Origin of the sequence: Streptomyces sp. NPDC006208, from assembly GCF_040613775.1 — a bacterium.
In the GTDB taxonomy this organism is placed as follows: domain Bacteria; phylum Actinomycetota; class Actinomycetes; order Streptomycetales; family Streptomycetaceae; genus Streptomyces.
Genome location: NZ_JBEXSW010000021.1, coordinates 41,691 through 54,963, shown reverse-complemented (window position 1 = coordinate 54,963; position 13,273 = coordinate 41,691). Strand labels below are relative to the sequence as shown.

Annotated in this window: 9 protein-coding genes; 6 read left to right on the top strand and 3 right to left on the bottom strand. The window is 73.7% G+C overall.

Annotated features, from left to right (window positions below; all coding sequences use genetic code 11):
* Positions 1-67 precede the first annotated feature (67 nt).
* Positions 68-817 (bottom strand): hypothetical protein, encoded by a 750-nt coding sequence (locus tag ABZ208_RS18815; protein WP_356910575.1) that lies wholly within the window; start codon positions 815-817, stop codon positions 68-70.
* Positions 818-939: 122 nt separating this feature from the next.
* Between ABZ208_RS18815 and ABZ208_RS18810 the strand changes: the two genes are divergently transcribed.
* A complete protein-coding gene (locus ABZ208_RS18810; RefSeq protein WP_356910574.1) occupies positions 940-1,518 on the top strand; it encodes a hypothetical protein in 579 nt (192 codons plus the stop codon).
* Positions 1,519-1,641: 123 nt separating this feature from the next.
* Positions 1,642-2,712 (top strand): rod shape-determining protein, encoded by a 1,071-nt coding sequence (locus tag ABZ208_RS18805; RefSeq protein ID WP_356910573.1) that lies wholly within the window; start codon positions 1,642-1,644, stop codon positions 2,710-2,712.
* A gap of 529 nt (positions 2,713-3,241) precedes the next feature.
* Here the strand turns inward: ABZ208_RS18805 and ABZ208_RS18800 are convergent.
* Positions 3,242-3,682, bottom strand: a complete 441-nt coding sequence (locus tag ABZ208_RS18800; RefSeq protein WP_356910572.1) for an Lrp/AsnC family transcriptional regulator — start codon at positions 3,680-3,682, stop codon at positions 3,242-3,244.
* Positions 3,683-3,751: 69 nt separating this feature from the next.
* On the opposite strand from ABZ208_RS18800, the gene ABZ208_RS18795 reads away from it, so the two are divergent.
* The 4 genes from ABZ208_RS18795 to ABZ208_RS18780 all read left to right on the top strand — a co-directional run bounded on the left by ABZ208_RS18795 (position 3,752) and on the right by ABZ208_RS18780 (position 9,470).
* On the top strand, positions 3,752-4,621 hold the full coding sequence (locus tag ABZ208_RS18795) for a hypothetical protein (protein WP_356910571.1): 870 nt from the start codon (positions 3,752-3,754) through the stop codon (positions 4,619-4,621).
* A gap of 112 nt (positions 4,622-4,733) precedes the next feature.
* Positions 4,734-5,873 carry an MFS transporter gene (locus ABZ208_RS18790; protein ID WP_356910646.1) on the top strand — a complete coding sequence of 380 codons (1,140 nt, stop codon included), beginning with the start codon at positions 4,734-4,736 and terminating at the stop codon, positions 5,871-5,873.
* Positions 5,874-6,154: 281 nt separating this feature from the next.
* Complete coding sequence (locus ABZ208_RS18785) at positions 6,155-7,657, top strand: acyl-CoA synthetase (RefSeq protein ID WP_356910645.1); 1,503 nt, start codon at positions 6,155-6,157, stop codon at positions 7,655-7,657.
* On the top strand, positions 7,650-9,470 hold the full coding sequence (locus ABZ208_RS18780; RefSeq protein WP_356910570.1) for a carboxyl transferase domain-containing protein: 1,821 nt from the start codon (positions 7,650-7,652) through the stop codon (positions 9,468-9,470). Before ABZ208_RS18785 ends, ABZ208_RS18780 begins: the two co-directional genes overlap by 8 nt.
* Positions 9,471-9,527: 57 nt before the next feature.
* Here ABZ208_RS18780 and ABZ208_RS18775 read toward each other — a convergent pair whose 3' ends face one another.
* Positions 9,528-13,235, bottom strand: a complete 3,708-nt coding sequence (locus ABZ208_RS18775; RefSeq protein WP_356910569.1) for a S8 family serine peptidase — start codon at positions 13,233-13,235, stop codon at positions 9,528-9,530.
* Positions 13,236-13,273 lie beyond the last annotated feature (38 nt).

The window sequence follows — 13,273 nt, the reverse complement described above, 5'->3', positions numbered from 1 at the left end:
CCGTCGTTCGGCGTCGGACCGCCGGCCGTACACCCCTGCCGCCCCGCACATTTCCGCGGGACAGCTCTCAGATGCACCACCACAGGAACGGCTCGCACGTCTCCGTGGGAGTCGGTTCCGGCGGGGGCGGGGGCTCCTGGCCCGGAGGTGCGGGATCACCCGGACCCTGCGAGGGGTCGGCAGTGGAACTGGGGGACCCTTCGCCGGGCGAGGGGTCCGCGGAGGAGGACGGCGACGGACCGCCGCCTGCCGACTCGGACGCGGAGGGCAGCGTGCCCGCACCCTTGCCCGGGCTGCCCGAACGCTTGCCGCTCCTGCCCGTGCCGGTGGCGGACGTGGCGGGGCGCGGGGAGCCGGAGGAGGTGACCGCGGGTTCGTCCACCCCGGCCGGCAGTTCCGGCGCGTCGTCGCTCTCGGTGGGCTCCGGCAACTCCGACTCGACCACCGGCTTGTCCCGCACGGAGGTCGCCGCTCCGTCGGAGCCGCCCTTTTCGGTGGCCAGTTCGGCCAGGCTCAGCGCCCCGGCCGCCAGCGCCAGCCCGAACGTACCGAGCACCACGTTGCGCCCGCGCCGCTTGCGCGCACGGCGTGCCCTGGTGGCCTTGCGGCGCCCCGAGGGCGCCTCTCGGCGCTGCGCCGGCTGCTGCCGCCGTGCACGCCGGGGCGCCGCGGGCTCGGACACCACGTCCAGTTCGTAGACGTGGTCCCCTTCGGCCGCGGTGGGGCTGAAGTGGCGCAGCTCCTCGACAGGTGTACCGCACCCGGCACAGGCCAGGGCGCCGTTGAGGTGCCGTCCGCAGGGGTGGCAGTAATCCATGGCGCCCGCAGGCTATGCGCCCGCGGGGTACGAGATGTAGGGCACCTTGTGTGGATCCTGTGAGGAATCTTCACTTCCGCGGCGAGTCCCGTCGCCCTGGTTGACGTTGCGCGAGGGGCAGGATGTCTGCCATGACCCCTGCCGCACCCTTCGGTCCGCTCGACTTCCAGCTGGTGCTGCTGCGCCGGATGGCCGACTTCCAGCCCGGTCTCGCCGAGGACGCCCGGCGGGAGCTCGGCGCCTCGCTCGCCGACCAGCGCGAGGCCAACCGCCGCTGGCAGGCGATGAGTCACTCACCGCGCAGCCGCGGCGCGCTGACCCGCTACCGATCGGTCCTGGGCGACCCCGAGCAGGCCGCCCGCAGGCGGATCGGCGATCTGGAGTGCGATGCGCTGCTGTGGCGGCTGCCGCTCTGGCCCGATCTGCGCTTCGAGGTGCTGACGGCACCGGACTCCGGAGCGGTCTGGAACGAATGGCTGGTGAGGGCGCCGGGGGCACCGGGGCCCGAGCTGCGCACGGCCGGCGATCTGACGCCCTGGTCATGCACGGTGGACGAGGTGGCCCGGGCCTTCCCGCCGGCCCGTCCGATGGAGGGCTCGGCACCGACCAGATGGCGGCTGGCCTTCACCCTCCCCGACGGCGGGCAGCGGATCGCGGAATTCACCTGGGGGCTGCTCCAACGGCTGGTCCAGGACGACTGACCGGGCAGCACAGCGGATCTGGCGGAGCGTCAGGTCCTGCCCCCCGGCCGGCGCAACTCGACGCGCACAACTCCTGCGGTAATCGGACAATGCGTACAAGTACCGCTCTCGGGAGGACCTGCCGTGACCGTCAGCCTTGATCAGTTGCGCCGTTGCCATGTCGCCGTCGATATGGGGGCCGCCCGCACCCGGGTCTTCGTCAAAGGTCTCGGCCTTGTCGTGGACGAGCCCAGCGTCGCCGCCGTGAACACCCGCACCGGTGCGCTGATCGCGGTCGGCGCGCTCGCCGAGAAGATGACGGGCCGCACGCCGCACTACATCCGGGTGGCCCGGCCGGTCGCCGGCGGTACCGTCGTCGACATCGAGATGGCCCAGCGGATGCTGCGCCATCTGCTCGGCGAGAAGCTCCGCAGACAACTGCGCCGCAGGCCACGGCTGCGCGCCGCCGCGAGCACCCCGCACGACAGCGACCCGCTCGCCCAGCGCGCCACCGTGGAGACCCTGGTGGGCCTCGGTGCCCGCCGGGTGGAGCTGGTCGACACGCTGATCGCAGCGGCCGTCGGCTGCGGGCTGCCGGTGGAACAGCCCACCGCGACCATGATCATGATGTGCGGGGCGGCGACCACCCAGGTCGCGGTGCTCTCCCTCGGGTCGATCGTCACGGCCACGCGGATCCCCATCGGCGGCAACGCCATCGACCACGCGGTGATCCAGCATCTGCGCCACCAGCACGAGCTGATGCTGCCCAGCCAGTCCGTACGCCCGCTCCAGCTGGCCCTGAGCGGGAACGGCCTGACCCCCCACGGCCCCGCCTCGACCGAGATCCACGGCCGGGACGTGGCCACCGGCCTCGCCCGTTCGGTCACGGTGGACACCGCAGCGGTACGGGATGCCATCCACACCCCGCTGACCTCCGTACTCGACGGCATCGGCAAGGTGCTGCGGGACTGCCCGCCCGACCTGGTCGCCGATCTGGTCGACCGCGGCATCGTGATGGTGGGCGGGAGCGCGCTGCTGCCGGGCCTGGACCAGATGCTGCGCGATGCGACGGGCATGCCGGTGAATATCGCCGACCGGCCGGACACCTGCGCCGTGCTGGGTCTCGGCGCGATGCTGGACGGTCAGATCCGCCCGCTCGTCTTCGATCCCCTCGCCGAGGCCGACACCGCCGATCCGCTCGCCGACGCCGAGTGAGGCGATGACCGGCTCGGGCGGACCCGACGAGGGCGCGCCCGAGCGGGCGCCGAAACAGCTGGGGGGTGCCGCCTGCCGGGCCGTCCCGTCCAGCCGCGCGTTGCCGATGGCGCGGCCGCGGCGCCCGCGATCCCATCCCTGCAGCAGCCGGCCTCGGCGCCCCACGCGTTCCGCGGCCGGACGCTGCGCGCGAAGCGCGGCGCGGCGGACGTCGATCCGCGCCCGGGCGACGTGCGTGGTGCATGTCGCTCACCAGGCGCGGGGGCACTTCCCGTACGCCGCAGCACGCCGGTCACCGTGACCCGACCCGCGTCGACGCTGAACACCCCCACCAGGGCCGATGAGAGGTACCGCCGGTGAGGGCACGTCACCGGCGACGGCGACGACACGGGACTGCTCGGCCTCTCGCCGTCCCCTCACTCCACGGGCGCCCTGGACGCGCCGGCGCGCGAACCGGCCGACGGGCGGGACGCGGTGCGGCTGACGGTCACGGACGACGGCGTCGGGGAGGGCGAGCAGGACACGACGGTCATCTGGCCGGCCCCCCGGTAGCGGCCCGCAGCGCGATCCGGGTGCTGGACTGAGCGACGCCGGCCTCGCGCTTGAGGGTGCGCAGCAGCGTGTCCAGCTCGGCGGGGTCGGCTGCCCGGGCCCGGACGAGATAGTCGTGCGCTCCGGTGACGTGGACGACTTCGGTGATGCCCGGCAGCTTGAGCACGACCCGTTCGAACTCCTCGTTGGTGGTGTCGAGGCGCAGGGTGATGTCGATGAAGACGACAAGACCGGCGCGGGATTCCGCGGTGGGGTCGACCAGGGTGGTGAAGCCGCGGATCACGCCGTCGCGGCGCATCCGGCGTACGCGGTCGGCGGCGGCGTTGGCGCTGAGGCCGACACGGACGCCGAGGTCACGGTAGGAGATCCGCGCATCCTCACGCAGCACACCGAGGATTTCACTGTCGAGGCTGTCCATGCCGCGATTGTCGCAGTCCCGGCCGTAATCCGGCCGCGTGAGCGGCGGCCGCGATCCGACAGTGTGCCCATGACGGATATCTGGACGACAGCAACGGCGGGGGCCATCGCCGGCCTGGGTGTGGCGATGCCGATGGGGGCGATAGGCGTTCTGCTCGTCCAGGAGGCGATGCGCGACCGCCGCGGCGCGATGGCCGGGGCGGCGGCGGTGGCATGTGTCGACATGGCGTACGCGGCGCTGGCCACGGCCCTCGGCCCGCTGGTCGCCGCCGCCCTGTCGGGGGTCGAGGCGTGGGTCCGCCTGGTGTCGGCGCTGATCCTGGCGGTGATCGCGGTCCACGGCCTGCTGGCCTCCCGAGGTGTGCGCAGGCCGGGCGCCGACCGGGGCCGCGCCGCGCACACGGTCGCGGACCCGGGGCCACGCGGATCCGCGGCCCCGAGCGAGGCCGCAGATCCGCACCCGCCACAGCCACGCCGTGCCGGCGGCACGCCGCCGTCGACCACCGGCGCCGGCCGGTACGCGGCGGTGCCCGGCGTGAACGAGGCCGGGGCGAAGACCCGTCCGTCGGCCCGCGACGCCGTCGGGCCAGCACGTCGGCGCGGTGTGCGGGTGGACGGCGTGCAGGGCCACCCCGGCCGGGTCGGCACCCCCGGGCGTGCGTTCGTGCGGTTCGCCGCGCTCACGCTCGTCAACCCCACCACCGCCCTCTACTTCGCCGCCCTCACCACCGCCCAGGGCGCGACCCTGCGCGGGGGCGCCGCCGGTGCCGTGTTCGTCGGCGGGGTGCTCATCGCCTCGATGGCGTGGCAGCAACTGCTTGTAGGGGCGAGCGGGCTCGCCGGGGCCCGGATCCCGGACCGGGCCCGCGCCTGGACCTTCCGCCTCGGGTACGGACTGGTCGCCGTGTACGCCGTGAACGTCGCGCTGCCGCTGCCCTGACCGGGCCCGCTCGTACGGAGCAGTCCGGCGCGCTCTGTGACCCCTAGACACCTTGACTGGCCGTGTGAGTACCGTCGCGAAGCCCTCCGCCGCCGCGTACCGCAATCTGATCATGGCCACCGTCGGGTTCACGCTCACCTTCTGGGCCTGGAACCTGATCGCACCGCTGAGCGGCGACTACAAGGAACGACTCGAACTGAGCTCGTTCCAGCAGTCGTTGCTCGTCGCGGTGCCGGTGCTCGTCGGGTCGCTGGGCCGGATCCCGGCGGGTGCGCTGACCGACAGGTACGGCGCGAAGCTGATGTTCCCGCTGGTGTCCGCGCTCACGATCGTGCCCGTGCTGCTGCTGATCCCGGTGAGGGACTCCTACGCCGCCATGCTCGCCGTGGGGTTTCTGCTCGGACTCGGCGGCACGACGTTCGCCATCGGGGTTCCGCTGGTCAACTCGTGGTTTCCGCCCGCCGGACGCGGCTTCGCGATCGGCGTCTTCGGCATGGGCATGGGCGGTGTGGCCCTGTCGGGCTTCTTCACGCCCCGGATCGCCGAGCGCGGCGACAACCTGCCGTCCGTCATCGTGGCGATCGCGCTCGCCGTGTTCGCCGCGCTCGCCGCCGTAACGATCACCGACCGGCCCGACCGGCCGGTGCCCACGGCGTCGCTCGGGCACCGGCTGGGGCAGGCGGCACGGCTGCGCGTGACATGGGAGCTGTCCGCCCTCTACGCGATCGGGTTCGGCGGCATCGTCGCGTTCGGCGTCTACCTGCCGACGTATCTGAAGACCTGGTACGAGCTGGGTGCGACCGACGCAGGTACCAAGGCCGCCGGGTTCGCTCTGATGACCGTCGTGTTCCGGCCGATCGGCGGCTGGGCGTCCGACCGGATCCACCCGGCCCTGGTGACCGCCGCCGCGCTGGGCTTCGCGGCGCTGTGGGCGATCGTGCAGGCCTTCGACCCCCCGCTGTACCCGGGCGGCACGATGGCGCTGCTGTGCATGGCCGCCGGGCTCGGTACGGCGAGCGGCAGTGTCTTCGCCCTCGTCGCCCAGGTGACGCCGCAACCGCAGGTCGGCAGCGTGACCGGCATCGTCGGAGCGATGGGCGGGCTCGGCGGGTTCGTGCCACCGCTGGTGATGGGCGCCATCTACAGCTCGCAGGGCTCGTACTCCATCGGCTTCATGCTGCTGTCGGACCTGGCACTGGCGGGATGTGTCTACGCGTACGGGCGGATGCGGAACATCAGGCCGACGGCCTGAGCCGGCCGCGCCCGCGCACGGGCCCCCGCCGCCCGGACGCGTCGGCCGTGCCTGACGTCCGGACGGCGGGGCCCGCCGCCGCTCCCCCGTTCTCTCCCCCGTTGCCCCCGTGTCTCCCCCGCAGGACACGATGGTGCCGGACCGGTGGCCTCGGCACATCGGCCCGCAGACGGACCGGAGGCTTCCGGCTTCTCCGCCTTGCGGGGGAGCCAGAATGACCGGAGACGGTCCACGAGCACGCGACTCAAGGAGGACGACGAGTGGGTTCCCTCTTTCCGGCACTGGACAGCGCCGCCCCTGGCTCCGGACGCAGGGAGACAGGCCTCGCCCCGGCAGAGGACCCGGGGAAGGTCGCCCTGCGCTTCGGGGAACGCGCCCTCACCTACCGGGAACTGGCCGAAGCTGCGGGCGCGCTCGCGGGCCGGCTCGCGGCGGCCGGGCCAGGGACGGGGCTCCGTCCGGACGCGGGCCCGGGGAGGGTCGCCCTGTGGGCCGCGCCGACGCTGGAGACCGCGGTCGGTGCCGTGGCGGCGCTGCTGGCCGGCATGCCGGTCGTGCCGCTGAATCCGCGGACCGGTGAGCGGGAGCTGGCGCACATCGTCGCCGACAGCGCCCCGTTCGCGGTGCTGGCCGGGCCCGACGACGAGCTGCCCGCGGCGCTGGAAGCCCTGGAGCGCGTCGACATCCCGGTGTCCGGGGTGACCGCGACGCCGCTGCCGCCGGAGGCCGGCCCGGACTCCCCCGCGCTGATCGTCTACACGTCGGGAACCACGGGCCCGCCCAAGGGTGCCGTGCTGCCGCGCAGGGCGATCGCGACGACACTGGACGCACTGCAGGACGCATGGCAGTGGAGCGCCGACGACGTACTCGTGCACGGCTTGCCGCTGTTTCATGTGCACGGCCTGATCCTTGGCATCCTCGGTCCCCTGCGCCGCGGCGGTCAGGTGCGGCATCTGGGCCGGTTCACACCCGAGGGGGTGAGGCGGGAGCTCACCGGCGGCGGGACGATGCTCTTCGGCGTACCGACGATGTACCACCGGCTGGCCGAGGCGCTCGACGACGACCCGGAGCTCGCCAAGGCCCTGGCGGGCGCGCGGCTGCTGGTGTCGGGCTCGGCCGCCCTGCCGCTGCCCGACCACGAGCGGATCGCCGCGGCGACCGGCCGCCGGGTCATCGAGCGGTACGGCATGACCGAGACGCTGATGAACACCAGCGTCCGAGTGGACGGCGAGCCCCGGCCGGGCACGGTCGGGGTGCCGCTGCGCGGGGTGTCGCTGCGGCTGGTGGAGGAGGACGGCACGGAGATCACCGCACTGGACGGGGAGACGATCGGCGAGATCCAGGTGCGCGGCGATAACGTGTTCACGGAGTATCTGAACCGTCCCGACGCGACGGCCGCGGCCTTCGACGGGGACTGGTTCCGCACCGGGGACATGGCCGTGCGTGACGCGGACGGCCAGGTGCGGATCGTCGGCCGCAAGGCCACGGATCTGATCAAGAGCGGCGGCTACAAGATCGGCGCCGGGGAGATCGAGAACGTGCTCCTGGACCACCCGGGCGTGCGCGAGGCGGCGGTGACGGGCGAGCCGGACCCGGATCTCGGCGAGCGGGTGGTGGCCTGGATCGTGGCTGCCGATCCCCAGGCGCCGCCGTCGGCCGGGGATCTGACGGCTCATGTGGCGTCCCAGCTCGCCCCGCACAAGCGGCCGCGCGAGGTGCGCTTCCTCGATGTGCTGCCGCGCAACGACATGGGCAAGATCATGAAACGGGCACTTCATGGCTGAACGGGCGAATGCGCGCGAGGCGATAGCGCTGATCTGCGACGACTTCACGGAGCACCACACGGCTCAGCTGCCGGAGGTGGGCGAGGGACCGATCGGCTGGGACGGGTACGGAGCCTCCCGCGCCCGCGCGGCGCGGCGCACGGGCTCGTCGGAGTCCGTCGTCCACGGCGAGGCGACCCTCGGCGACGGCCGCCGCTGTGTGGTGATCGCCTTCGAGTTCGGCTTCCTGGGCGGCTCGTTGAGCCGGCGGGCCGGGGACCGTCTGGAGGCGGCGTACGCCCTTGCGCGCGAACGGCGGCTGCCGCTGGTCTCGTTGATCGCCACAGGCGGCAGCCGTATGCAGGAGGGCATGGTGGCCCTGACCCAGCTGCAGCGGGTGGCCCGCGCGTCCGTGCTGCTGCGCGAGGCGGGCGTGGCGCACATCGCGGTGCTGCGCGATCCGACGACGGGCGGCGGCTGGGCGACGCTGGGCGCGGGAGCGGACGTCGTCCTGGCGCTTCCCGGCGCCCAGGTCGGCTTCGCCGGCTCCCGTGTCCGCCCCGCTGACGCGGACCCGGCGGCGTACACGGCGGAGGGCCAGCTGGCGGCGGGCCAGATCGACGCGATCGTGCGGCCGCAGGAGCTGCGGGCGACGGTCGAGTTCTGGGTGACGGCGCTGGGCCCTGCGGCCGGCCAGGACCGCACTGCGGCGGACGCGCCCCGCGCCGAGCCGGTGCCCGGTGGCCGGCACGGACCGCCGGACGGGCCGGAGGCCGACATGTGCGGCAGCGGCACCGGTACGCCTGGCCCCGGCGGCCGGCCGGCCGATGGTTCTCCGCCCGGAGACGCCCCCGCCCCCGGCGGCGCATGGCCGGCACCCCGACCCGACCGCCCGGGCCAGGCAAGCCCTCTGCCCGCCGGCGGCGAGACGGGCGAGGTCGGTTCGCCACCAGGCGGGAAGGAGGCTGAGACCGCTGCCCCGGCCGGCAGCCGGCCGGGCGCACCCCGCGTCGGGCATGGTCCCGCCGATGGCTCCTCGCCCGAGGAGGCTCCCGCTCCCGGTGACGCATCGGCACATGGGCCGAACCGCCCGGGCGAGGCGGGTGAGGCTGGTTCAGCACCGGGCGCCGACAGCCCGCAGGCCCCGGGCGCCGGGCGGGGCGCGCCTCGTGTCCGACCCGTGCCCCCTCCGGACGCGCTCGGGGCGGCGACTCTGCCGGCGACCGGTTGGGACGCCGTTCGGCAGGCGCGCGACCCGGGGCGGGCGCGGGCCGGGGCGTATCTGGAGGCGTACTTCACGCGTCGGGAGCCGCTGCGCGGGGACCGGTCAGGGGGCGTCGACCCCGGCGTGCTGTGCGGTGTCGGAATGCGGGACGGACGACCGGTCGCGTTCGTCGCGCAGTGCGGCACCCCGACCCTGCCCGCCGGATACCGCACGGCCGCGCGCGTGGTGCGGCTCGCCGACCGGCTGGGGATCCCTGTGCTCACGCTCATCGACACGCCGGGAGCGGCCAATGACGCCGCGGCCGAGCACGCGGGCGCGGGTGCCGCGATCGCCGAGCTGTTCGCGACGATGGCCGCGGCCCGTACTCCGCTGACCAGCCTGCTCATCGGCGAGGGCGGCTCGGGCGGCGCGCTCGCGCTCGCCGCGCCGGGCAACACCTGGGCCACGCCCGACAGTTACTTCTCCGTCATCGCTCCGGAGCTCGCCGCCGCGATCCTCAAGCGCGACCCCGCCGAGGTGCCCCGCACGGCGGACCAGCTGCGGCTGCGGCCGCAGGACCTGGTCGAACTCGGCGTCGTACGCGGGGTGGTGGGACCGGCCGCCATCTGAGAGGCATGACGAAGGGCCCGGGTACGGCGGTACCGGGCCCTTCGTCTTCGCCCGTTCCTACTTCTTCACACCGACCGCGCGGATCAGCTCCTGCTTCGCCGAGCCGCCCTTGTCGTCGGCGGCCGATGCCCGCAGGGAGATGTACCGCGCGCCTGCCGGGACACGGACCGAGCCCTCCCAGGCGGCGGACCTGCCGCGGACGCCGTCGAGTTCGACCTTCGTCCACGTCGTGCCGTCGTCGAAGGACACCTCCAGCGCCCCACCGGTGATCTTCCCGGTGGAGGCCGCGCCCTTGACGTACTCGGAGAAGATCCCGAGCTCCAGACGGCTTCCGGCCCGCACATCACCGTGCAGATCCGTGTCCACGTCGAAGCCGAGGTTCAGCATCGGCAGGAACGTCATCCGGTCGGCCGGGGTCTCGGCGGACCGTACCGTCCACTCCGCGTGGCCCTTCGTGGAGAGCTCCCAGCGCTCGGGGTCGAGCGTGGTGTCCGTGACGACCTTGTACGTCTTCTCGGCCGGGTCGGCGTCCCAGACGTAGGCAGCCGAGCTCATCTTGCGGTCGACTCGCTCGCCGTCCACGTACACCTCGGTGAACTGGGTCATCGAGCTGTCGCTCCACACATCGCCGAAGCCGGTGTGGTCCGGTCCCGAGTCGCCCCAACCAGGAGTGTTGAACCGCAGGTTGTTGCCGCTGCGCTGCTGGCCCCAGCCGAGGCCGGTGCCGAGCCACGGGTGCAGCACGGGCTTGAACCAGTTGAGCTCGACGCTGCTTCCGCCCCGGTAGTCCACGAGGCCGCTGCGCTGCTCGATGGCGCCGGGACCGTTGCTCATCGACTCGTGCCAGCGCTGCCCGGGGCCGGTGCTGACGTAGTCGGTCCGCTCCACCGGGAACGCGATCTTCTCCTGGAAGCCGAAGCCGATCGGGAAGGTGTCGGTGATCGAGTAGCGGAACTCGCCGCCGTCGGCCGGCTTCGCGGCATGGAACCTGGCGTCGATCACCGCCAGTTCGCGCTTGCCCGGCCGGTAGGTGAGGTCGCGGTCCGGTACGGCGCCGGGGTGGCCTTCGGACAGGTCGTAGACGTAGGGCGTGTACCGGGTGCCGGTCAGCTTCAGGCTGCCGTGCCGGCGGGCCGTCTCGATCAGCCGGGCGCCGTCCACCGCATTGACGGTGGCGACATGGAGCGGGCGCTCCTCCCAGGTCTCGGTGCCGAACCAGGCCATCAGCCGGCCCGGCGCGTCATCGGTGACGAACAGCGCCTTCGCGCCCGCGTCCTGCGCGTTCTGCGCGAGCTTCGCGGCGCTGATCGCGTCCGTGCGCCGTACGACGACGGCCTTGCCGCGCACGTCCTTGCCCGTGTAGTCGGCCGGCGCGCCCTCGCCCGCGTCCACGACGCCGAGGCGCTCGCTCCCGTCGAGGACGACCGTTCCCGACTGGACGACGGCCTCGCCGAGGCGGCGGCCGTCGGCTGTGACGTCGAGCACGGGCTTGCCGAGCCGCCAAGCGGTCCGGTACTCGAAGGTGCCCGTGGCGGGCTTGCGGGTGGGCGCCGCGAAGACACTGTCGTACTTCGACGGCACCTGCACGACGCCGCCGTACGCGGCGCCGCCCGCGGTGCGGCTGAACTCCATCAGCAGCTGGCGGGTCTCGGTGCGGCGCTCGACGTCCGCGCGGATCTCGCGCAGCTCACGCCCGTCGAGGGTGATCTCCCGGTCCCGGTCGAGGACGATCTCCGGGTCGGTCAGGAAACCGAGGCCCAGCGAGTCCTTCCCGTTGCTGCCGTGCACGTCGAGGAAGGTGTCGACCGTGTATGTGCCCGGGGGCAGCCGCAGTTCGAGGGTGCCCGAGTCGCCGACGGCGGCCGGGAAGGGGTCGTGTCCCTCGGCGAGCCGCTGCACGCCGAGGAAGGCGGCGGTGGGTGCTCCGTCGCGGTCCAGGACGCGGACGGTGAGGTTGTACCGCTCCTCCTCCTTGACCAGACCGACCGCCGTGCGGGCGACGGCCTTGCCGCCCGCGGTGGCGGTGATCCGGCCGGAGGTGGTACCGACCGGGGCCTTCGAGCCGTCGCCGGTGACCTTCGTCTGCGCAGTGCCGTGGGCGGGCACGGTGAGCGAGCTGTCGGCGAGCGTCACGGCATCGGCGGGCACGCCCTCGACGGCGAGGTCCAGCGTCACGGCGGCGTCGGAGTGGTTGGAGTACGTCACCGTGCGGGTGGCCGGCTGGTTCTCCTCGTACGGCCAGGCGTAGAAGCCGAGGTCGGCGCTGCCGGTCGCGGTGAGCGTCGCGTCGACGGCGGCCGGGACGTCGACGCGACCCGCGCCGATCGTGTACGCGTCCGCGCCGAGCTGCTCGGACGTGGACATCAGCGCGTCCTTGAGCTGCTGTCCGCTCCAGTCCGGGTGCTTCTCGGCGAGCAGCGCGGCGACGCCCGCGACATGCGGGGTGGCCATCGAGGTGCCGCTCATCGTCGTGTACGTGCCCTCGCCCGGCACCAGTGTGGAGCGGGCGGCAAGGATGTCGACACCGGGCGCGGACAGATCCGGCTTGAGGGCGTTGTCGCCGAGGCGCGGGCCCTGGCTGGTGAAGTAGGCGGGCTCGTCGGCCGCGTCGACGGCGCCGATGGTCAGCGCGGAGTCGGCGGCGCCGGGCGAGCCGATGGAGCCGGGGTAGCCGCTGTTGCCCGCGGCGACGACGAAGAGCGCACCGGTCTCGGCGGACAGGGTGTTGACGGCCTGCGCCATCGGGTCGGTGCCGTCGCTGCCCTGCTGCGAACCGAGGCTCATCGACACGATCTTGGCGTCGATGTCCTTGGCGGCCCACTCCATGCCGGCGATGATCTGCGACTCGCTGCCGGAGCCCTCGTCGCTGAGCACCTTGCCGACAGCGAGGTCGGCACCCGGGGCGACGCCCTTCTCCTTGCCGTCCGAGGCAGCCCCGCTGCCGCCGACGGTGGAGGTGACATGAGTGCCGTGCCCGTCGCGGTCGGCGACCTCCTGTCCCTCGATGAAGCTCTTCGACGCGGATATCCGGCCCGCGAGGTCGGGGTGTCCGGCGTCGACCCCGGTGTCGAGGACGGCGACCGTGACGCCCTTGCCTGTCAGGCCGGCCTCCCACGCCTTCGGGGTGCCGATCTGGGCGTTGGAGGCGGCCATGGCCGCCTCGACCCGGCCGTCCAGCCAGACCTTGCCGACCCCGGCGGAGAACGCGGACCGGGACTTCGCCGCGCCGGAGGTGACCGTGCGCCAGAACTCGCCGGACGCCGCCGCCTCGACCGCCATGGCGTTGATGCTGGGCAGCGCCCGGGTGGGCTGGGCGCCGCGGGTGCGCGGGGCGGCGCCCTGCGTGCCCTTGGCGTACGACACGATGAGCGGGAGCCCGTCCTTGCCGTCGAGCCCCTGCTCGATCAGCCCGGTGACGTCGAAGAGCCGCTCGTCGAGGATGCCGGAGCGCAGATACGGCCGGGCCTCGTCCGGCACAACCGTGACGCGACCGCCGGAGATCTCGCTCCGCACGGCGCCACTCGCGCCCTTGGGCCGCTCCACGGCCACCGCCTTCCGGCCCGCACCGAGGTCGGTGACGGTCACCTTGTCCCCGGTCACCAGCGTGACGGTGTGCGCTGCCCGGGCGGCGGCGGTCGCGGGGGCGGTGTTCGGCGCCGCCGCGCGATCCGCGCCGGCGGCGACGGCCTGCCCGGCCGGGAGCAGTACGAGCGAGAGCCCGGCTGCCATCAGCCGGGCCCTGCGCCTCGTGGTTGCTCTGGTCATGGATGTCTCTCCCTGTGACGCCCGGTGAAGGGGGTGGC

Excerpts from the sequence above, each read along its gene's own strand:
- ABZ208_RS18800 (WP_356910572.1), bottom strand. The coding sequence starts at position 3,682 with ATGGACAGCCTCGACAGTGAAATCCTCGGTGTGCTGCGTGAGGATGCG.
- ABZ208_RS18810 (WP_356910574.1), top strand. The coding sequence starts at position 940 with ATGTCTGCCATGACCCCTGCCGCACCCTTCGGTCCGCTCGACTTCCAG.
- ABZ208_RS18790 (WP_356910646.1), top strand. The coding sequence starts at position 4,734 with ATGGCCACCGTCGGGTTCACGCTCACCTTCTGGGCCTGGAACCTGATC.
- ABZ208_RS18815 (WP_356910575.1), bottom strand. The coding sequence starts at position 817 with ATGGATTACTGCCACCCCTGCGGACGGCACCTCAACGGCGCCCTGGCC.
- ABZ208_RS18775 (WP_356910569.1), bottom strand. The coding sequence starts at position 13,235 with ATGACCAGAGCAACCACGAGGCGCAGGGCCCGGCTGATGGCAGCCGGG.
- ABZ208_RS18780 (WP_356910570.1), top strand. The coding sequence starts at position 7,650 with ATGGCTGAACGGGCGAATGCGCGCGAGGCGATAGCGCTGATCTGCGAC.
- ABZ208_RS18795 (WP_356910571.1), top strand. The coding sequence starts at position 3,752 with ATGACGGATATCTGGACGACAGCAACGGCGGGGGCCATCGCCGGCCTG.